17 protein-coding genes are annotated in these 19184 nt (G+C 60.6%); 6 read left to right on the forward strand and 11 right to left on the reverse strand.

The features are described from left to right. Positions 1–1408, forward strand: a 1408-nt coding sequence (locus ACE04F_RS03195) for an aldehyde dehydrogenase family protein (protein ID WP_486104797.1), incomplete at its 5' end; no start/stop codon positions are given. 132 nt (positions 1409–1540) lie between these two features. On the opposite strand, the gene qhpG is transcribed toward ACE04F_RS03195, so the two are convergent. From qhpG to ACE04F_RS03215, 4 genes are read right to left on the reverse strand one after another with little or no spacing between them, the layout of a single operon-like run. Continuing rightward, positions 1541–2842, reverse strand: coding sequence for a flavin-dependent monooxygenase QhpG (qhpG, locus tag ACE04F_RS03200; RefSeq protein ID WP_486104799.1), 1302 nt, complete (start codon positions 2840–2842; stop codon positions 1541–1543). Next, entirely contained in the window at positions 2839–3516 is a 678-nt protein-coding gene (qhpE, locus tag ACE04F_RS03205; protein WP_486104801.1) for a subtilisin-like serine protease QhpE, read from the reverse strand. The genes qhpG and qhpE overlap by 4 nt, the downstream gene beginning before the upstream one ends. Beyond that, entirely contained in the window at positions 3506–5224 is a 1719-nt protein-coding gene (locus tag ACE04F_RS03210; protein WP_486104803.1) for an ABC transporter ATP-binding protein, read from the reverse strand. The genes qhpE and ACE04F_RS03210 overlap by 11 nt, the downstream gene beginning before the upstream one ends. Next, positions 5224–7128 (reverse strand): sigma-54-dependent Fis family transcriptional regulator, encoded by a 1905-nt coding sequence (locus ACE04F_RS03215; RefSeq protein ID WP_486104805.1) that lies wholly within the window; start codon positions 7126–7128, stop codon positions 5224–5226. The genes ACE04F_RS03210 and ACE04F_RS03215 overlap by 1 nt, the downstream gene beginning before the upstream one ends. Positions 7129–7469: 341 nt before the next feature. Here ACE04F_RS03215 and ACE04F_RS03220 point away from each other — a divergent pair, with 341 nt between their 5' ends. Further along, on the forward strand, positions 7470–8003 hold the full coding sequence (locus tag ACE04F_RS03220; RefSeq protein ID WP_486104807.1) for a sterol desaturase family protein: 534 nt from the start codon (positions 7470–7472) through the stop codon (positions 8001–8003). Here ACE04F_RS03220 and ACE04F_RS03225 read toward each other — a convergent pair. From ACE04F_RS03225 to fni, 5 genes are read right to left on the reverse strand one after another with little or no spacing between them, the layout of a single operon-like run. Continuing rightward, a complete protein-coding gene (locus tag ACE04F_RS03225) occupies positions 7885–8880 on the reverse strand; it encodes a phytoene/squalene synthase family protein (protein ID WP_486104809.1) in 996 nt (331 codons plus the stop codon). The two genes, ACE04F_RS03220 and ACE04F_RS03225, sit on opposite strands and share 119 nt — an antisense overlap. Continuing rightward, positions 8880–10367: a phytoene desaturase gene (locus ACE04F_RS03230; protein ID WP_486104811.1), complete on the reverse strand. Its 1488-nt coding sequence runs from the start codon at positions 10365–10367 to the stop codon at positions 8880–8882. The genes ACE04F_RS03225 and ACE04F_RS03230 overlap by 1 nt, the downstream gene beginning before the upstream one ends. Further along, a complete protein-coding gene (crtY, locus tag ACE04F_RS03235) occupies positions 10364–11542 on the reverse strand; it encodes a lycopene beta-cyclase CrtY (protein WP_486104813.1) in 1179 nt (392 codons plus the stop codon). Before crtY ends, ACE04F_RS03230 begins: the two co-directional genes overlap by 4 nt. Further along, the gene (locus tag ACE04F_RS03240; protein ID WP_486104815.1) at positions 11539–12837 is read right to left on the reverse strand and encodes a glycosyltransferase; all 1299 of its coding nucleotides are present in this window, start codon (positions 12835–12837) and stop codon (positions 11539–11541) included. The genes crtY and ACE04F_RS03240 overlap by 4 nt, the downstream gene beginning before the upstream one ends. Then, a complete protein-coding gene (gene fni / locus ACE04F_RS03245) occupies positions 12834–13889 on the reverse strand; it encodes a type 2 isopentenyl-diphosphate Delta-isomerase (RefSeq protein ID WP_486104817.1) in 1056 nt (351 codons plus the stop codon). The genes ACE04F_RS03240 and fni overlap by 4 nt, the downstream gene beginning before the upstream one ends. Before the next feature lie 215 nt (positions 13890–14104). Here fni and ACE04F_RS03250 point away from each other — a divergent pair, with 215 nt between their 5' ends. Next, the gene (locus tag ACE04F_RS03250) at positions 14105–15022 is read left to right on the forward strand and encodes a polyprenyl synthetase family protein (RefSeq protein ID WP_486104819.1); all 918 of its coding nucleotides are present in this window, start codon (positions 14105–14107) and stop codon (positions 15020–15022) included. A 3-nt stretch (positions 15023–15025) separates the two neighbouring features. Here ACE04F_RS03250 and ACE04F_RS03255 read toward each other — a convergent pair whose 3' ends face one another. Both ACE04F_RS03255 and ACE04F_RS03260 read right to left on the reverse strand, forming a co-directional pair. Continuing rightward, positions 15026–15526 (reverse strand): hypothetical protein, encoded by a 501-nt coding sequence (locus ACE04F_RS03255; RefSeq protein ID WP_486104821.1) that lies wholly within the window; start codon positions 15524–15526, stop codon positions 15026–15028. A 315-nt stretch (positions 15527–15841) separates the two neighbouring features. Further along, a complete protein-coding gene (locus tag ACE04F_RS03260) occupies positions 15842–16657 on the reverse strand; it encodes a DMT family transporter (RefSeq protein WP_486104823.1) in 816 nt (271 codons plus the stop codon). Here ACE04F_RS03260 and ACE04F_RS03265 point away from each other — a divergent pair. From ACE04F_RS03265 to soxC, 3 genes are all read left to right on the forward strand, one after another. Then, positions 16656–16856 carry a hypothetical protein gene (locus ACE04F_RS03265; RefSeq protein ID WP_486104825.1) on the forward strand — a complete coding sequence of 67 codons (201 nt, stop codon included), beginning with the start codon at positions 16656–16658 and terminating at the stop codon, positions 16854–16856. The two genes, ACE04F_RS03260 and ACE04F_RS03265, sit on opposite strands and share 2 nt — an antisense overlap. A gap of 71 nt (positions 16857–16927) precedes the next feature. Continuing rightward, positions 16928–17545, forward strand: coding sequence for a TetR/AcrR family transcriptional regulator (locus tag ACE04F_RS03270; RefSeq protein WP_025214418.1), 618 nt, complete (start codon positions 16928–16930; stop codon positions 17543–17545). Positions 17546–17729: 184 nt separating this feature from the next. Beyond that, positions 17730–19037, forward strand: coding sequence for a sulfite dehydrogenase (gene soxC, locus ACE04F_RS03275; protein ID WP_486104827.1), 1308 nt, complete (start codon positions 17730–17732; stop codon positions 19035–19037). Positions 19038–19184: the final 147 nt, after the last annotated feature.

Genomic DNA, 19184 nt, shown 5'->3' on the forward strand with positions numbered 1-19184 from the left:
GGCCGCCCACGGCCAGACCATGCCCCTGCACAATCCGGCCACCGGCGAAGTGCTGTGCTTGGTGCCACGGGCCACGCCCGAGGATGTCGACCGCGCAGTGCTCGCCGCCCGTCAGGCGTTCGACGATTCGGCCTGGACCCGCACCCGTCCTCGGGAGCGGCAGAATCTGTTGTGGAAACTCGCCGACCTGATGCAGCGCGACGCCGAACTGCTGGCGCAACTCGAATGCCTGAACAACGGTAAGAGCGCGGCGGTGGCTCAAGTGATGGACGTGCAACTGTCCATCGACTTCCTGCGCTACATGGCCGGTTGGGCAACCAAGGTCGAAGGCTCCAGCGTGGATGTGTCGCTGCCGCTGATGCCCGACGATCAGTTCCACAGTTTCATTCGCCGCGAAGCGGTAGGCGTAGTCGGGGCCATCGTCGCCTGGAACTTCCCGCTGCTGCTGGCTTGCTGGAAACTCGGCCCGGCGCTGGCCACCGGTTGCACCGTCGTGCTCAAACCTGCCGACGAAACGCCCCTGACCGCGCTGAAGCTCGCTGAACTGGTGTTGGAAGCCGGTTACCCCGAAGGCGTGTTCAACGTGGTCACTGGCACTGGTATCACGGCGGGCTCCGCCCTGACCCATAACCCGTTGGTGGACAAGCTGACCTTCACCGGCTCCACCGCCGTGGGCAAGCAGATCGGTAAAATCGCCATGGAATCCATGACCCGGGTCACCCTGGAACTGGGCGGCAAATCGCCGACGATCGTCATGTCTGATGCGGACCTGAAAACCGCTGCCGCGGGTGCCGCCAGTGCGATCTTCTTCAACCAAGGCCAGGTCTGCTGCGCCGGTTCGCGGCTGTATGTGCAGCGCAAGCATTTCGACAATGTGGTGGCGGATATCGCCGACATCGCCAATGCAATGAAGCTCGGCAATGGACTGGACCCCAGTGTCGAAATGGGCCCGCTGATCTCCGCGCGGCAACAGGAACGGGTTTATGGCTACATCGAAAAAGGTCGGGAAAGCGGCGCAACCATCGCCTGCGGCGGGGAGCAATTCGGGCCGGGGTTCTTCGTCAAACCCACGGTGATTGTCGATGTCGATCAACGGCATTCATTGGTCCAAGAGGAAATTTTCGGTCCGGTGCTGGTAGCGATTCCGTTCGACGACGAGGCTGATGCGCTGCGCATGGCCAATGACAGCCCTTATGGCCTTGGGGCAAGCATCTGGTCGAACGATTTGGCGGCGGTGCACCGGTTGATTCCGCGGATCAAGTCGGGTTCGGTGTGGGTCAACTGCCACAGCGCCCTGGACCCGGCGTTGCCGTTTGGCGGCTACAAGATGTCAGGGGTTGGGCGAGAGATGGGGTATGCGGCGATCGAGCATTACACCGAGTTGAAATCGGTGTTGATCAAGTTGTGATTGGCGGCGTTTTTTAGACCGCTATCACGAGCAAGCTCGCTCCCACAGTGGGTTGTGGTGAAGCTGCAATCCTAGCCATCACACGAACCACTGTGGAAGCGAGCTTGCTCGCGATAGGCCAGCCCAGGCGACTCAAATTTCAGGGCTGAACCCCTGCCCCAACAACCAACGCCGAACCATCCGTCCTTGCTCCGCCGACAACCCCTCCAACACCCGCTCGGCCGGCTCGCTGCGCAACCGCCGCACCAAAGGCGCCAGCTCAACCCCTTGCACATGCCAGATCCCCAGCGGCTGATCCGCCGTGATCACCACTTCGGCCTCATCCACGAATCCATCCCTGAGCACCGGCGCAGACTCAATCTTCAAAGCGGAAAAATCCGCCGCGGCGTGGGCGACCTCAGCATCCGGCCATTGCCTTCGCGCCTGCCAGAACGGCTGGTCCGGCCAGCGCTGCTCATCGGCATAGAAGTCCCGGCCAATGCGCGCGAAGCGTAAAAACAACTGCTCTACCCGCCGCTGATGAAAACGCTGTGCCAGCAACCTCCGTTCAGGTTTGCGCAACAGCGTGTTGATCACCATCGGTGCCTGCAATGCCGAAGACAGTGACTGGAAGATGCCATTACCCGACAGCGGATCCACCGCCATGGCCGCGTCGCCCACCCGGATCCAGCTGTCGGCACAGACCTGCGGACACAAGATCGCCGTACTGCTGCGGGCATGCAGGTGTAGATCGGTTCGCCGTTCACCCGCGAAAAACGCCTGGGTCAATGCCGACTGCTGGAACCGCTGACGGCAGTAATCGAGCAACAGCGCCTTCCCCGGCAACTCGGCACTGGCCACGTCCACTGTCCATTGCCAATAGCATTGGCCGTCGGCCCGGCGCGCCATCCAGGCCCAGCCGTCCGCAAGGCTTTCCACAGCGCTGGCGGTGACACCCGGCGTACCTTGCCAGCGATTGAGCAGACTGACTGTCTCTGGCCCGCGCAGGCCTTTGCCAAGGGCCGGTGCCTGGCGTCCACGCGCCTCTACCAAGAAATCCGCGAACAGTGCTTCGCGCCCTTGCAGTTCGACTCGATGCCCCAAAGCGTGCGGCTGCACCGTCAACACCCGGCCTTCGATCAACGCGACGCCGGCCAGGCGCAAATCCTCGCGCAAGCCGCGATCGAAGCTCGGGCGATCCAGCAAAAATTCGATGTTCTGCGCGTGCCGCTGACCATTCCAGGACACCTGCCGCTGGGAAGGCTGCGCCGCATCCTGCAACGCTTGATGCAGCCCCACAGCGCGCAGTGCCTCCAGCACCCGCGTAGACACCCCTTCGAACGCCGCAAAGCGCCGCCACTCACTGACCAGCGTGACGGGGTATCCAAGCCGCCGCAGCCCCAGGGCGACCGCCGCCCCCGCAGGCCCCGCGCCAAGAATCACAATCGGCTTCATGGGCCGACGCGCCGTTCAGGGCCATGATAACGGGCGTTTTTTTGCAGCCACTCGACAACGTGTTCGTTGCTCGCCTCGGGATTTTCGATGAGGAAACTCGCAATGTGCCCGCTCAATGCCGCACAGCCGAGGCTCGCACCCGACTGCCCCGGGTAGGTACCGTGAACACACGCGGCAAAATCTGCCTGGACGCTGTTGAGCCACGACCATTGCTGCTCGGTGCAACGCGCATCGCCGGTCGCCCGCAATACCTGCGGATAGTTCGCTGGAAACACCCCCTCGCCCTGGGCCGGGCTGGACGCACACAGCAAAATACCCCGGGCGATCGCCGCCGCACAGGCTTCACGCAGCAGGCTTCGATCCCGCCGCAAACCGAGGCTCAGATTGATCAACCGCACGTCCTGCGCCACCAGCCAATCGATGGCCGTGGCGATCTGCAAGGCGCTGGTGACGCCACGCTGGTCGAACACCTGGGCGACGCAGAAAACCGCCGTCGGTGCACGCCGGCGGATCGCCTCGATCACCGCGCCGCCATGGCCCAGCGGATCATCACGTAAATCGCTTTCGGCAAGATCATCCTCCAGCAGCGAGAACCTTCTGCCGGCAATCACCCGGACCCGTTGCACTGGCGAATGACCGCTGTCCACCACACCAATTCGCAGTTCAGGCTTCATGTTGCACCGCGTCTGATGTAAGTACGCCATCCAGCAGTTCAAAGCGCAGATTGGCATCGGCCAGGGTCGAGGGTCGATGGCTGATCAGAATCCGCGTACGCCCGGCGAACAACCGGTCGATGGCCTCTATCACTTCACGCTCGGTGGCTTCGTCGACCGCCGAGGTGGCTTCGTCCAGCACCAGAATCAACGGGTCCTGCAACAGCGCCCGGGCAATGGCGATCCGTTGTCTCTGTCCACCGGACAATTGCTGGCCACGCTCGCCCAAAGGGCTGTCGAGACCTTCAGGCAGGGACTCGATCAGACTGTCGAGCTGCGCCAGTCGCGCCACTTCGGCAATGGCTTGGCGGCTGGCGTCCGGCACGGCATAGCCAAGATTGTCGGCGAGGCTGCCGCGAAACAGCACGATGTCCTGGCTGACCACGGCAATCCGCCGACGCAATTGGAACAGGTCCAGCTCCCGCAGATCGACCTCCCCCAGCAAGACCCGACCGGACTGCGGATCGTGGTGCCGATGCAGCAGATCGATCAGGGTCGATTTACCGACACCGGAGCCGCCGCTCAGGGCGACTTTCAAACCATAAGGAATTCGCGCTTCAATGCCGCGCAAGGTGACCGGGCGACCGGGATGGCTGAAGTACAGGTTGTCGAAACGCAGTTCGCCCGAAGCCGGCATCGGCTTCGGTATAACCGGGCTGAGTACGGTCGGCTCTTCACCGCGCAGTTCCATCACGCGCCCGAGGCTCACGGTCATCCGCTGAATCGCGACATAAAGGCCGAGCAGGCTCTGAACCGGGCCCACCGCCATGCCCAGATAAGTCGAAAACGCGATCAATGCGCCCAGCTGCCAAGTCCCTTGCACCACCCAGTAACCGCCGATCAAAAACGCACAGGCCCGCGATAACGACGTCAGAGTACCGGGCACCGCCTGGGTGAAAAACTCGGTGACTTGCAGGCGCAGGAGCTGACTCATATACCCTTGGCCCAACGCCTCCAGCCGTCTTGCTTCGCGCTGTTGCTGGCCAGCGGACTGAATGAATTTCATCACCGGCAAGGTTTCGACCATGAACGAGGACATGTCCGCCGATCGCTCGCGCAGCTGCCGCACATCGCGCTCGACCTTGCGCCGCATCCAGCGTAGCCAAAGCACATCGAGTGGAATCAGCACCAAGACCAGCAACGAAAGTTTCCAGGACAAGGTCACCAACATCGCCACGGCAACCACCAGACCGATCACGCTCGACACTGCGGAGAACAGCGAATCCACGGCAAAACGCTGGATCTCCGCGACATCGCCATCGAGGCGCGACATCAGATCGCCGATCCGCCGCTGGCCGTAGAAGCCCGGCGAGAGTGTCTGCAAATGCCGATAGAGGTCATCGCGCAGGGCAAACAGGATCCGTCCGGACAACCGCGTGTGCAGATATCGATTAACACCTGACAGTACCGTGCCCAACAACCCGGCGACAATCATCAACCCGGCGATCAGCACCAGCATTGCGTAGTCGCGCGCCAACAGGCCATCGTCGATCAACAGCTTGGTCAGCCAAGGCTGCACCAGTACCAGCGACGAGGCGCAGACCGACAGCCCAAGCAGCCCGGCAATCGCCAACCGGTGCGGGCGCACGAAGCTGTAGAGCCAGAGCAATGCCGCTTGCTGGGCCGCAGGGTTCTGGCCGTCGATCAGCCGAACGATCAGACGCAACATCACGAGCGCAGCTGTTTAAGCTTGCGATACAGCGTCGCGCGGCTGATGCCCAGCGCGTTGGCGGCGGCCGAGACGTTACCTAGGTGAGTGTCCATGGACTGACGAATCAGCTCCAGTTCGTTTTCTCGGATGCTGCCGCTCTGAGGGCGTTCGCCGGCGGTCAGTTCATCGAGCATGCTGTCGGGCAAATGGTCGAGGGTGAGCACGGTTTCCCCCGGCTCACGCATGGCCAACGCGGTGCGCAAAACCATTTCCAGCTGGCGGATGTTGCCCGGCCAGTGATAGCTGCCCAGCAAGCGGATCAAATCGTCATGCAGGACCACTATCGGCGCATCGAGTTTGGCCAGCAGACGATCGACCAGCTCACCGAGATCGTCACGCTCGCGCAGGGCCGGGAGCATCACACTGATGCCGTTGACCCGGTAGAACAGATCCTCGCGAAAGTGTTTGTCTTCCACCAGACGCTTGAGGTCGCGATGCGTGGCGCAGATCAGTGCAATATCGATGTCTTGCTCTTCTCCAGCGCCCAGCGGCGCGACCTTGCGGTCCTGCAATACCCTGAGTAAACGGGCCTGCATGGCCAGCGGCATGTCGCCGATTTCGTCGAGAAACAACGTGCCGCCATGGGCCTGTTGCAGACGCCCGACCATGCCGCCCCGGCGCGAGCCGGTGAAGGCACCTTCGCGATAGCCAAACAGCTCCGACTCGATCAGGCCTTCTGGGATTGCCGCACAGTTCACCGCAACGAAAGGTTTGTCGCAGCGCGCTCCAGCCATGTGCAGCGCTCGAGCAACGACTTCTTTGCCGGTACCCGTTTCGCCCAGCAGTAACACCGGCAATTCATTGGCGAGACCTTGGCGGGCCATCCGCAGCGCACGAGCGTAACGGGAATTGTTGCCGGCCAGGGAGTCGAGATCGGGTTTCGGTTTAGCGGTCCTGGTTGGCGTTCGCGTTGGGGTGCTGACGCTGATCGAGCGCTGCGGCGCTCGCAGGGTCCTGTAGAAAAATTCACCTTTGGCAGTCTGCAAACTGCCGATGCTGCCCTGATGCAGGCGCGATAACAGCTGCAGGCCGTCAAGCCCCAGAAACTCTTCACAGGGTCGACCAACCAGCGCCGAACGCTCTGCGTTGAGCAGCTGACAAGCCTGGGCGCTGACCGCAAGAATCTGCCCGCCAAGACTCACCGCGAGCAAGCCCTGCCAAGCGGATTCCAGGTATTGCCGACGACTGTGGAAGGCGAGAACGATCTGGTCCGGGTAACAAGCGTTGAACACACGACTTTCGATCTGACTGACGGCCATGGTCAGCAATGCGGTGCTGTCGTGGATACGGCCGAGCGGGCCTTCGCGGGTCAGGTCAAGGACACCAAGGATGTCGCCCTGCGGACAATAGATCGGCACCGAGGTGCAGGAGAAATCGGTAAGACGGTCAAGATAATGTTCACCGCAATCAATCATCGTCGGGCGGGCTTCCACCAATGCGGTTCCCAGCGCGTTGGTGCCACGCGCCGCTTCGCTCCAGCAAGCGCCCAGCGTAATGTCTTGCAGGTCGCCGCCCTTGAAACGGTCGCAGCTGCCTTCGGCGGCAAGGATCGTGGCGTCGGAATTGGCGAGGATGATGAGCCCTTCCTTGCCCTGGCGCTCAGCCAGATAATCGATGGCTGGCATCGCCGCATCGATCAGCAACCGGTGGCTCTCCAGCAACACTTCAAGGCTTGCGTTCGACTCGAGCGCCAGTTCTTGCTTGGCGTTGAAATGCACCCCATGACTGAGACTACGCCGCCAAGACGCGTCGATTTCCGCGCGCAACACGCCATCGGGAACAGTGCCTTCGAGGTGCAGTTTTTCTCGAGCCAGTCGAGCTTCACGATGAGGTTGGGGATGAGTTGTTTTTATCAGCATCATCAAGCGCTCCGGATCGGTCCGCCCTGCGCCCTTTTGAGTTCAGCGCCTGGTTGCCATGTTTACGTTAACGTCAGGGCATTGGCAAGTGCCTTGCGACGTTTGCGCCTTATGGACGTACCGCATAGCTACGCTGGCAGAAAGTATGACGGAGAGAAAAGACCTTGAAACCGACGTTTTTCTGCGACACCCTCCTGCCCGAACTGAAGGTTGAGCCACGTCCGGCTTGATGATATCAAGCTAAAACTCCCTTTACCGGGGGCCAGCATCGCGCTGTCAGATGTTAGAACGTTCACCGCCTCGGCGCAGTCCGATGCTGTGTCTTTGCTCGGATGAACCGCCTGATGACAAACGCACTGGTATTTTTCGCGACCCTTATCGGTATGGAGGGTTTTGCATTTCTTGCGCACAAATATGTGATGCACGGCTGGGGCTGGGGCTGGCACCGCTCCCATCATGAACCCCGCACCGGCTGGTTCGAGAAAAACGACCTGTACGCGATCGTGTTCGCGCTGTTCGCCATCGTGCTGATCGCGCTTGGCACACAGGGCATCCACCCACTGGAATGGATAGGGGCCGGGATGACGGCTTACGGTTTCTTGTACTTTCTGGCCCATGATGGGCTAGTCCACAAACGCTGGCCGTTGAAATATATCCCTCGCACCGGTTATCTCAAGCGTCTGTATCAAGCGCACTTGATGCACCATGCGGTGTCGGGCAAGGACCGCTGTGTCTCATTCGGCTTTCTCTATGCCCCGACTACCGCTGCGCTTCGGGCTCAGTTGCGCGATCTGCATGGTGGGCCTCTTCACAAGAATGATCCGGACGTTGCCACAGGCTCGGCAAACGCTCGGGCCAATGACGCCCGCGAGCAGTAACGGCGCGGTATAGGCCGCTGAGCACCAGCCGCAATTTGTCGACCTTTGAGGTCGACACCCGCGTGTCCCAGGCATGCTCGCCCCGCCTGACGACCTTGATGCCAATCTGCCGATAGACACCCGTCGCAGTCGCCACCGCCCACGCAGAACGCCACGGCAGTGCGCTTGATCCCGCCTCGGCACTGGCGTAAAAAGGCTCGGCCATCTGCACCAGCCGTTGCGCGAGAATCGCCAGACCGGGCCGATACTGAACGTCGGCGAGTGACGCTTCGGGGATCGAAAGCTCATCCAGCCAGTCGCATGGCAGATAGCAGCGGCCGACGGCAGCGTCTTCGACGATATCGCGGGCAATGTTGGTCAATTGAAACGCCATGCCCAGGTCGCAGGCCCGGTCCAATGTCTTTCGGTCGCTGACACCCATGACCTGAGCCATCATCAGCCCGACGACCCCGGCCACGTGATAGCAATAGTCCAAGGTGTCGTTGACGCTCTGATAGCGGCGCTGATGCACATCCATCGCAAAGCCCGCCAGATGCTCCAGGGCATAGCGCTCCTGAATACGATGTTTGACCACCACCTCTCTGAACGCTGCGAAGGCTGGGTGCTGCGCAGGCAGCCCTTCGTAGACTGCTCGAGTCTGGGCGGTAAGGTCGGCAAGGCGCCGGTCAATGTCAAACTGGCTCAACACGGTCGCCGAATGCCCCGCCTCCTGGCCGTCTATCACGTCATCGCAATGCCGACACCACGCATAAAGCATCACGGCGCTAGCCCGGGTCGACGGGTCGAACAAACGCGAGGCTGCGGCAAAGCTCTTCGAGCCCACGGCAATGCTGTGTTCGGCGTGCTCCAGCAAGTCCTGATCTGCATCGCGATTCATCAGCGCAGATCCTCCAGCATCAAACCTGCCGTGGCCTTCGCTGAGCCGATGACACCGGGCACGCCCGCACCGGGATGAGTGCCCGCGCCTACCAGGTAGACATTGCCAAGGCTCGCGTCGCGGTTATGAGGCCGGAACCAGGCACTCTGCTGCAGCACCGGTTCAAGTGAAAACGCCGACCCCAAATGCGCGTTTAACTCACGGTGAAAATCATTCGGGTTGAAAATCCGGCTGGTCACCAGATCGTCCCGCAAGCCGGGCATGTAGTATTTTTCCAGATACGCGAAAATCCGATCCCGGTAGCGTGGGCCTTCCACCTCCCAGTCGATGGGCGCGTTACCCAGATGCGGAACCGGCGAGAGCACGTAGTGGCTGGAGCAACCCGCCGGGGCCAGACTGGGGTCCGTGACGCAGGGAGCGTGCAGGTAGAGCGAGAAATCCTCAGCCAGCTCAGCGCCATTGAAGATCTCGTGAATCAACGCCCGGTAGCGCGGCCCGAAGCAGACCGTGTGATGCTGGAGCTGGGGTTGCGGCCGCTTGAGGCCGAAATGGATGACGAACAGGGAGTTGCTGAAGCGCTTGCCTTTGAGGCGCGCGCTTTCCTTGATGCCACGGGCATGGCCGCCCAGCAGTTGCTCATAGGTATGCACCACGTCAGCATTGGAAGCGACGCAGTCCGCTTGCAGCAGGCGACCGTTCTTCAAGCGCACGCCGCTGGCTTTGCCCGCTTGCACCTCGATGCTGGCGACATCGGCATTGAGCTCCACACGCCCGCCGATGTCTTCGAAAAGCCTGACCAGCCCATGCACCAGCGCCCCCGTCCCCCCCTTGGGAAACCACACGCCCCATTCGCGTTCCAGCGCATGGATCAACGTGTAGATCGATGAGGTGGCAAACGGGTTGCCGCCCACCAGCAGGGAGTGAAACGAAAACGCCTGGCGCAGCTTTTCGTCTTCGATAAACTCAGAAACCATCGAGTAGACACTGCGCCATGCCTGCAGCCGAGCCAGCTGCGGCCCGGCCTTGATCATGTCCCGAAACGACAGGAACGGCACGGCGCCCAACTTGAGATAACCCTCGCGAAAAACCGCCCTTGAGTACGCCAGAAACCGCTGGTAGCCCTCTACATCCTTGGGATTGAGCTTGCTGATCTGACGGTCCAGCCCGGCCTGATCGTTGGCATAGTCAAACTGCGTACCGTCCTCCCAGCACAAACGATAGAACGGCGAGACCGGCAGCATCTCGACGTAGTCCCGCATGGTTCTGCCTGCCGCTGCGAACAATTCTTCGATGGCCGTAGGGTCGGTAATCACTGTCGGCCCGGCATCGAAAGTAAATCCCTCGTCGTGATACACATAGGCGCGGCCGCCGGGCTTGTCGCGTTTTTCCAGCAAGGTGGTCTGCACGCCCGCCGCCTGCAGCCGGATTGCCAGTGCCAGGCCACCAAAACCGGCGCCGATCACAATCGCACTTTTTCCCTGGGTCATGCTTGATCCTTGTAATGCCGAGGCAGGCAGCGAAGCGCCGCGTACATGGCCTCATTGATGGGAACAGGCGGCTTGCCGATCAGCACCCGGAGCTTGTCTTGCAGCGTGCTTTCGCCGGCATAGAAACGCTTGATCAGTCCCTCGGGCAGCCCGTAAAAACGCTGCATCACCCGCCAGCGGTCCTGGGGTTTGCCTGCCAGGAACAGCATGCGATTAAGCAAACGGTAAAACCCTTGGCGCCGCCACGCCTGTTCAGCGAATGCGCGAATACCAAGGTATAAGGCGTCCGCTTGCAGGTTCTCTTGGCGGACGACCCAGTCCGCCAGTTGAACCGCCTGGGGCAACGAATAACCTGTTGTGCAATGGCACAAACCTGCCCGCAAACCGGAACGCGGCTGGCCGGGCGCCTCGCGCCAGAAGCCGGAAAAGTCGCCTGCCAGGGTGATCGGCAATACGCCTTGCTCTTCGCGCAGGCAGCGAGCAACGGTCCACCCGCGATCCTGCACATAATCACGAATATGCTCGCGCAGCTGCCCAGAAGAAAAGCTCTGGCGCTCAACGTAGTGCGTGTCCTCCACCAGCACCGTGTCGGCTGAAAACGGCAAGACGTAGACGAAACGATAGCCCTGCCCTTGAGCCATCCGGGCGTCCATGATGATCGGCGCGTCCAGCCCGTGAGGGGCCTGGAGCTGCAGCAACTGACCCAGAAACGCCTGTTGGCCCAGCACCAGGTGTTCGCTGTGCTGAACGCCCCGCCCGTCGATGACGGCCTTGGCCTGCAACGCCTCGCCGCCCGCCAGCAACAGCGAAGTCGGGGTGACCTGCTCGATCCGCTGTGCCACACGCAACCCTGCCCGCCCCCCATCACTGAGCGCGGGTTCGATCACTTGGGCAAAGCGTTCGGAGGTGATGCTGGCGTAACCGCTGTTCAGCCGGCGCGAACGTCCCGGGAAATGCACATCGTAGGCAGGCCAGGTTTGCACCACCAAGGGCCTGATCCATTGACGCTGCTCTGGCGTCAAGTCCGAGTCGTGAAAGGACCAGGTATGGTTACCTCCAATCCGGGCTTGCTCCTCAACGCAGAGCAGCTGTAACTCAGGGCGCAACTGCTTGAGCCGCCAGGCGATCAACCCATTGGCCAGCCCACCGCCGGCGAGGATCAGATCGTAGATCATGCCACCGCCTGGGTCAGCACAGGTTCACCGCTGCGCACCGCCCCCTCAATGATGTCCGCCGCTTTGCGGGTGCCACCGGCGTGCTGCAACTCAGCCGCCATCCGTTGCAAGGGTTCTCGTCGAAGAATAAGCAGCCGGGCCAGCCCATCGGCAATGGTGGCGGCACTCGCCCAGCGGTTCAGCTTCAGGCCCAGGCCTCGGTAGCTGACACGCGCCGCCACCCCCGGCTGGTCAAAACCGATGGGCATGACGAGCATCGGCGTAGTGGTGGCAATGGCATCCATCACGGTGTTGAGACCTCCATGGGTCACGACTACGTCGGCGTGTTCAAGCACCGCTTGCTGGGCGGCGAACGCAGTGACCCAGGTCGCGCCAGCCTCGAGAAGCATGCGTTCCTGGGCCGAATCGAGCCCGCCGCAATGGGCGACCAACAGTTGCGCGTCCAGGCGGCGGCAGGCCTTCGCAATCCGCCGGAACATACCCAGGCGCCCGCCCTGCAAGGTGCCCAGGCTGGCAAAGACGAAGGGTCGATTTTTATCAATCTGCCACTCGAGGGCTTCGCCGCCTGGCGAGGGTTGCCCGGTACTCGAAAAAGGCAGGCGCAACGGTCCGACGGCATGGAAATGCGCGGGCTGCTGAGTACGAGGAAAATCAAATCCTGCAAGGGTCTGACTGATGTGGGCCAGCGGTGAAAGACACTCATGCAGCGCATCACGAGGCTCGATGGCAAGCCGTCGACATGCACCTCGCAACGCGTCTCTCAGGGGCCGCATCAGCCAATCGTAAACCTGCTGGCTACCGGCGTACATGCGCAGGCTACGTTCGTCGCTGCCGTAGGCAAACGGCATCACCGGCAGCGGCAAGCCAGGCTCGCGGTTGACCGGCAACGCGCAAGCCACCGAGACATAAGGCAGGCCCAAGGCCTCGGCGACCAGCCCACCGGCAGCTTCCATCTGATCGCAGAGCAGCGCATCGACCTGTCTGTAAGCCAGCGCTGCGGGTAATTCCTTACACAGCATGTCTGTGGTTACACACATATCGGCAATGACCCGCCGCAAGGTCAGCGGGTTATTCGAGCTGGCCGCGCGCTGCAACGAAGCGTCCAGGCTGCCCGGCGGATGGCTGCTAGCAGCCGTCGCGTGAAAACCGATACGCGGATCACCTAGCCAACGGCGAGCGTCGGGCTGCTGGAAGAAGGTGACCTGATGCCCACGATTCAACAGTTCTACCGCCAGCGCCTGAAAAGCCTGGAAGTGGCTATAGAACGCCGGGGCCACCACGCCGAAATGGCTCATGAGCGATGAACCGACGACAGTAATCTGGCTTGACGCAATGCCGCCAGATCTGCCGAGCCTGTGCAGAAACAGGCAATGCGCAACTGTTTTATGACGATGTTGAAATGCTCGATGACCGACGCTGTCGATACCGTTGCATTGCGCAGCACTCCCGCCGCCTGCCCCACCAGGTCAGCCCCCAGACACAGCGCCTTGGCTACATCCACGCCATTACGAATGCCGCCGGATGCAATCAGCGTGATGCCGGGCAACGCCTCACGTACGCTGACCAGGCTGGTGGACGTCGATATGCCCCAATCGGCAAAAGCCATCGCCACCTCTTTATCGGCGGGGCTGCTGGCGCGCTCAGCTTCCACCGCCGCCCAACTGGTGCCGCCGGTGCCCGCCACGTCGATCACGCGGACCCCGACGTCCGCCAGGGCCACCGCCACCGAGGCCGATATGCCCGCCCCGACTTCCTTGACGATCACCGGCACGCCGACACTTTGCACGGTCAATCCGATGGCATCCAGCACACCTCGCCAATCCCGATCACCTTCGGCCTGAACGGCTTCCTGCAACGGGTTCAGATGGATGATCAAAGCGTTCGCCTGCAAGGTCTCCACGGCGCGGCGCGCCAGTTCCTGGCCATCTCTTTCCAGGAGCTGTGCTGCGCCGATATTGCCCAGCAACGGGATGTCGGGAGCCAGCCGCCGCAATTCACGGGTCAAGCCCTGATCGTTGCCGCTGCGCAGCCCGACGCGCTGCGAACCTACGCCCATGGCGATACCAAGCTCTTGGGCGGCCTCGGCCAGATGGTGGTTGATCGCTGCAGAACGCTGCGCCCCACCGGTCATGGAGCTGATCAGCAAGGGCGCTCTGAGGGGGATCCCAACCAGCCCGCTGGTGAGGTCAATGCCGTCCAGGTCCAGCTCTGGCAACGCACAGTGCTCGAACTGAAAGGCATCCAGCCCGCTGCCGCCACCCTGTCGTGGGTTATGGCGCACGCCACGGCCGTCCAGCACGATATTAAGATGATCATCCTTTCTCCGACTCAGGGGGTGCTCAGTCATGGAAGCTCCAATTCGGTTGAATCATTTTGCGGCGCGCGTGGTCATTGTGTTGAGCCAGGTTGTACAAGATTAGGATGCTAGTACAAGTTACGTACAATAATGACTATAACTGAGGCACTGGTTATTCAAAGTCGTTCAGAGTTTAAGACGCATCACGTGGGCAGCCAGCAAGCTGATCACCCTTTATTGATCCCCTTAAGCAAAGGTCAAGACCGATGGCAATCGAGCCTGACGCAACCGTCGAATTTGGGTTTACCGAACGCCTGAAAGATGTGCGCGCGGCTATTGAACAGCGTCTGGACCAATTGCTGCCCAGCAGCAGCGACGAGCGGGATCTGGTCGCGCTTGCCATGCGTGACTCCACGCTGGCGCCCGGCAAGCGCATGCGGCCGATTCTGTTGATACTCGCTGCGCAAGGCCTGGGACACGGTGGCGATCAGGCACTGGACCTGGGCTGCGCCGTGGAATTGATCCACGCAGCGTCACTGGTGCTGGACGACATGCCATGCATGGATAACGCGCGATTGCGCCGTGGGCGGCCGACCGTGCATTTGAAGTTTGGCGAAGACGTGGCGATTCTTGCCGCCGTTGCCCTGCTCAGCCGCGCATTCGGGATTGTTGCCGGGATTAGCGATCTGACCCCGGCGATCCGCATGCAACTGGTGGAGGTCATGGCCAACACCGTAGGCATGCAGGGGCTGGTCAAGGGCCAGTTCAAGGATTTACGTGAAGGCCAGCAAAACCGGGGCCCCGAGGAAATTGCGCTGACCAACAACCTGAAGACCGGGGTACTGTTTAGCGCGATCATGGACATGGCCTGGCTGATCAGTGATGCAAAAGCCAGCACACGCCCGATCCTGCAGAACTTCGCCATGGAGCTAGGTCAGGCGTTCCAGATGTATGACGATCTCAGGGATCATTGCCCGGACAGCGACAAGGACCAAGGCAAGGACGAGGGCAAGTCGACGTTCGTTGCGCTTTACGGCGAGCAGAAAGTCCGCGAACAGCTTAAGGCTCACCTCGTCAACGCCGAAAGCCATTTGCGGGAAGTCTACGGCCCTTCTCCAATGATCATCGGGTATATGCGGATGATCTTCGAAAAAGCGCTGCGACAACGTAGCGCAAGACCGTAGGGCTTACCTGGCCCGCTCGGCAATTGCTTGTTTCAATTTTTCGGCGTCTGCAAAACGCTGCTCACTGACGACCGCGCCATTGTTCAAGGCAAGCCACTGAACGGTATCCCGGTCGCCGCCATAGCGGCTGGCAACCCTGCCGTCCTGGTCCAGCATGATTCTGTATTTGGCCGAACGCATGGCCGGTACTGCCACTATCTTGACCAGTGAAGGCATCTTCTCGATATCCGCCACGTACACAATGTGGCGCGCTTCCAGGTAGCCCTCCGGTTGACCTTCCATCGCCGCATCCAGCAACTCTGCTGCGGACATACTGCGCGCTATCAGCAGCACCTGAGCACTGTCGTTCAAGGTATATGCCTTATCGTTCTGATCCAGCAGGGTCCACTTCATTACGGGTTGGTTTAAAAATTTGGGTTGATTCAGATCTTTTGATTGAGCTGAATCCTGCGCCAACACGTTAAAGCTCAGTAGAACACCGATCAGCAAGATCATACGCCGCATGATTTCGAACCTTATCCAGGGAAAGTCAGGGAGTGAAACGCAGGCGCCATCCTACGCCAGCCCGGCTATGACGCTCCACCGCCTTGACGCTTTTCTTGCCTGACCTGCTCGCAACGCGCTGAAGTATCAGAAAGGTAGAAGCGGACTCCAGACGGCTGGCTCATCAAGGTAGCTTTGTCTGTTCGGCGGTATCTGACGGGACGAGGAGCATGGGTTGACGGGCCTTATGACTGGGCGGCACCAGTCTAGTCCTTGAGTGGTTGAGCGAACAAACTCAGGCACGCCCAGGCGGACATGATTGAGCGAGCGGAGCCTCTAGCTGCCTGTGGCTCTGCCATGCTTGCCACCCAGCACCAACGCAACGCCCCCCAGTACAGCAATGGATGCCAACACCATCCTTACGCTCAGGCTTTCCCCCAGAAAAACGATGCCCGCCAGCGCAGCCAGAATGGGCACGCTCAGCTGCACCGTCGCGGCTTGAAACGCTGCCAGATGACGCACCGCGACGTACCAGACCGCGTAGCCGACGCCTGACGCCAGCGCACCGGAAAGCACCGCATAAAGTATCCCCTGCGGATCCCAACGCAGCGCAGAGAGAAACGGCAAGCTTGCCATCAAGACCAGGGGAATCGAGCGCAAGAAGTTGCCGGTTGTGGTGGCCAGCGGATCGGCGACAGTTTTGCCAAGCAGTGAGTAGATCCCCCATGCCACCCCCGATAACAGCATCGTGAGTGCGCTAACGGGGTCAGGCGTTGCGGCACCTGGAAGCAGCAGGCTAACCAAGCCAACAATCGCCAGCACAAACCCAACGACTGCCAACGTGTGCATCCGCTCGCCTTTGAACACGCCGTACAGAACCATGCTCAGTTGAACCGCGCCAAACAACAGCAGCGCCCCCGTCCCGGTCTCCAAATGACGGTACGCGAAAGAAAAAGCAAAGACGTAAACGAACAAGGCTGCGGCGCCCTTCCAACTGCCTTTGATCGTGCTGGAGGACCGTCTCAAGGCACATATCAGCCATAACACCAAGGCCCCGCTGGCCAGCCGGACCACGCTGAAACTCGCGGCATCGATGTTGGTGTGCTTAAGCGCCAGGCGGCACAGCAGCGAGTTCGCGGCAAAGGCGAGCATGGCGAAACAGATCATCGCGATCAATCTTGCCGAAGCTGACGAGCTGGACGCCTTCGTTACGGAGTTGCTTATTGTCATGGTCGATCCCAATGCCCAGGCAGGCTCTCAGAACGCTCGACGCCACCGCGCCCTTAAAAACACGTTAAACGCCTCTGTACCGATCGGTCAATACAACTATCTTCCTGCAACCATGGGATGAGCTTCGCCCGTCTGTATCCTTCAGCGCGCACGCATGGGTATGATTGGCGCTCAACCGGTTGGAATTAACCCATGGGAAAAAAGAACGCCGTCGTCGCTGCCGAACCTGCTGAAACAAGCACTAAGGAGCGGATACTGAAGATCGCTGCGCAGCTGTTCTCGACGCGCGGGTTTCACGCGACCGGCATGGCTGAGTTGGAAAAAGCCACTGGCCTGGCTCGAGGCGCGCTGTATTACCACATCGGCAGCAAGGAAGAATTGCTGTTCGAAATCACCAGCCGGTATTTGCGGGTGCTCATCGCAGAGGGTACGCCCCTGTGCGAGAGCGACCAGCCTGCAGAAGATAAATTTCGCCAATTCTCGGCCATCGTGATGCGCACGATTGTCACCCACCTGGCCGAAATGACGGTGTGTTTTCGAGAAGTGTATTCGGTCATTGGCGAGCGCCAGACTGAATTGCTCGACCTGCACCGGCAGTATGAAAAGCTCTGGTCGAATATCCTCAAGGCTGGCGTGAGCGAGGGGACCTTCCGCACATCTGACTCGTTAGCCGTGAAGGCTATTCTTGGTATCCACCACTACAGCTACTTGTGGATCAAGCCCGGTGGCCCGCGCTCTCCGGAATCCATCGCGACGTTCTTTTGCGACACCCTCCTGCCCGGACTGAAGGTTGAGCCGCGCCCGGCTTGACTGTCATCAGCGGCGCTTCAAGTGCGCCGCTTTCCTCGCTCCCCTCATTCACGTGCCATCACCGATGGTCGTCCTTGCAACTGGACCACGCGCGTTTTTCGTTCTAGGCTTACCTACAGACCGACCGATCGGTCTATAGACTCGCCGTTGGGTCCATCCCGACAAAGAACCAGAGGGAACAACAATGACAAAAAAATCCATGGTCCCCGCCCAGCAAGACACGTCTCAAACAGCTTTGGCTCGCCGGGATTTCTTGATTAAAAGCGGGGCCGTTATCGGTACTGCTGCCTATGCGCTGGGTAATAGCGATCTGGTCAACGCAGAGACGACCAACATCGCCCCGATTGATCCGAGCCAGCCTCTTGAAGTTCCGCAATGGACCCGCAGTCTTGGCGCCCCGACGGCAAGCCCTTATGGCAAACCTTCAACGTTCGAAACCAAAGCCGTCAGGAATCTGTATCCCGGCCTGAAGGACACGATGTCCGCCTACAGCACCTCGCCACTTCAGGAGCTGGACGGCATCATTACCCCGAACGGCCTGTTCTATGAGCGTCATCACGCGGGCGTCCCACAAATCGATCCGGCACAACATCGGTTGGTAATTCACGGCCTCACCGAAAACGCCTTGATCTTTACCGTGGACGAGATACGCCAGTTCCCCGCCGTGTCACGCGTGCACTTCATGGAGTGTTCGGGCAACCCATCGTTTCTACCTCCGTGGGGCAAAACCGCCGCCGAAGTCAGTGGCCTGGTGAGTTGTGCTGAGTGGACTGGCGTTACCCTGAAGACCCTGCTGGATGAAGCCGGGCTCAAACCGCAAGCCAAGTGGATCATTGCCGAAGGTGCGGACGGCGCGGCAATGACACGCAGCATTCCCATCGAGAAATGCCTGGACGATGTGATGGTTGTTTACAGCCAGAACGGCGAGCGTCTAAGGCCGGAACAGGGCTACCCGCTGCGGCTGTTTGTCCCCGGCTACGAGGGCAACACCCACATCAAATGGCTGCGCCGACTTCATGTCACCGATGCGCCCGCCTACAGCCGGGAAGAAACCGCCAAATACACCGACTTGATGGCGGACGGCAAAGCTCGGAAGTTTTCCTTCGTCATGGAGTGCAAATCGCTGGTGACCTACCCTTCCGGCACCCAGAAACTGACGCGCAAGGGACTGCATGAAATGCGTGGCATCGCCTGGAGCGGCCACGGCAAAATCACCCGTGTCGATGTCTCCGTCGATGGCGGCAATACCTGGACGCAAGCCAGGTTACAGGAGCCCATTCTGACCAAGGCGCTGACCGCCTTCAGGGCACCTTTCGAATGGAACGGCCAAGAGTTGATGATCATGAGCCGCGCCATCGACGAGACCGGATATGTTCAGCCGATGCTGGAACAGCTGATTGATGAACGCGGCAAGGTCTCTTTCTACCACAACAACTCGGTGCAACCGTGGCGCGTGTCCAGCAGTGGGGAGGTGACCAATGGACGGGCTTAAAGGTGGTTCGTTACTCATAGGTTTGCTGTGCGCCTGTGCGCTGACTCATGCCTCGGCACAATCCCAATACGGTTTGGGCACCAAGGCTACCGAAGCGCAGATCGCCAGTTGGAACATCGACGTGGCGCCCGACGGCAAGGCTTTGCC

This window comes from Pseudomonas sp. AGC41 (genome assembly GCF_057334555.1).

Coding starts and splice junctions, on each gene's coding strand:
- qhpG (WP_486104799.1), bottom strand. CDS start 2,842: ATGAAGCCGATTGTGATTCTTGGCGCGGGGCCTGCGGGGGCGGCGGTC.
- qhpE (WP_486104801.1), bottom strand. CDS start 3,516: ATGAAGCCTGAACTGCGAATTGGTGTGGTGGACAGCGGTCATTCGCCA.
- ACE04F_RS03210 (WP_486104803.1), bottom strand. CDS start 5,224: ATGTTGCGTCTGATCGTTCGGCTGATCGACGGCCAGAACCCTGCGGCC.
- ACE04F_RS03215 (WP_486104805.1), bottom strand. CDS start 7,128: ATGATGCTGATAAAAACAACTCATCCCCAACCTCATCGTGAAGCTCGA.
- ACE04F_RS03220 (WP_486104807.1), top strand. CDS start 7,470: ATGACAAACGCACTGGTATTTTTCGCGACCCTTATCGGTATGGAGGGT.
- ACE04F_RS03225 (WP_486104809.1), bottom strand. CDS start 8,880: ATGAATCGCGATGCAGATCAGGACTTGCTGGAGCACGCCGAACACAGC.
- ACE04F_RS03230 (WP_486104811.1), bottom strand. CDS start 10,367: ATGACCCAGGGAAAAAGTGCGATTGTGATCGGCGCCGGTTTTGGTGGC.
- crtY (WP_486104813.1), bottom strand. CDS start 11,542: ATGATCTACGATCTGATCCTCGCCGGCGGTGGGCTGGCCAATGGGTTG.
- ACE04F_RS03240 (WP_486104815.1), bottom strand. CDS start 12,837: ATGAGCCATTTCGGCGTGGTGGCCCCGGCGTTCTATAGCCACTTCCAG.
- fni (WP_486104817.1), bottom strand. CDS start 13,889: ATGACTGAGCACCCCCTGAGTCGGAGAAAGGATGATCATCTTAATATC.
- ACE04F_RS03250 (WP_486104819.1), top strand. CDS start 14,105: ATGGCAATCGAGCCTGACGCAACCGTCGAATTTGGGTTTACCGAACGC.
- ACE04F_RS03255 (WP_486104821.1), bottom strand. CDS start 15,526: ATGCGGCGTATGATCTTGCTGATCGGTGTTCTACTGAGCTTTAACGTG.
- ACE04F_RS03265 (WP_486104825.1), top strand. CDS start 16,656: ATGGCGAAACAGATCATCGCGATCAATCTTGCCGAAGCTGACGAGCTG.
- ACE04F_RS03260 (WP_486104823.1), bottom strand. CDS start 16,657: ATGCTCGCCTTTGCCGCGAACTCGCTGCTGTGCCGCCTGGCGCTTAAG.
- ACE04F_RS03270 (WP_025214418.1), top strand. CDS start 16,928: ATGGGAAAAAAGAACGCCGTCGTCGCTGCCGAACCTGCTGAAACAAGC.
- soxC (WP_486104827.1), top strand. CDS start 17,730: ATGACAAAAAAATCCATGGTCCCCGCCCAGCAAGACACGTCTCAAACA.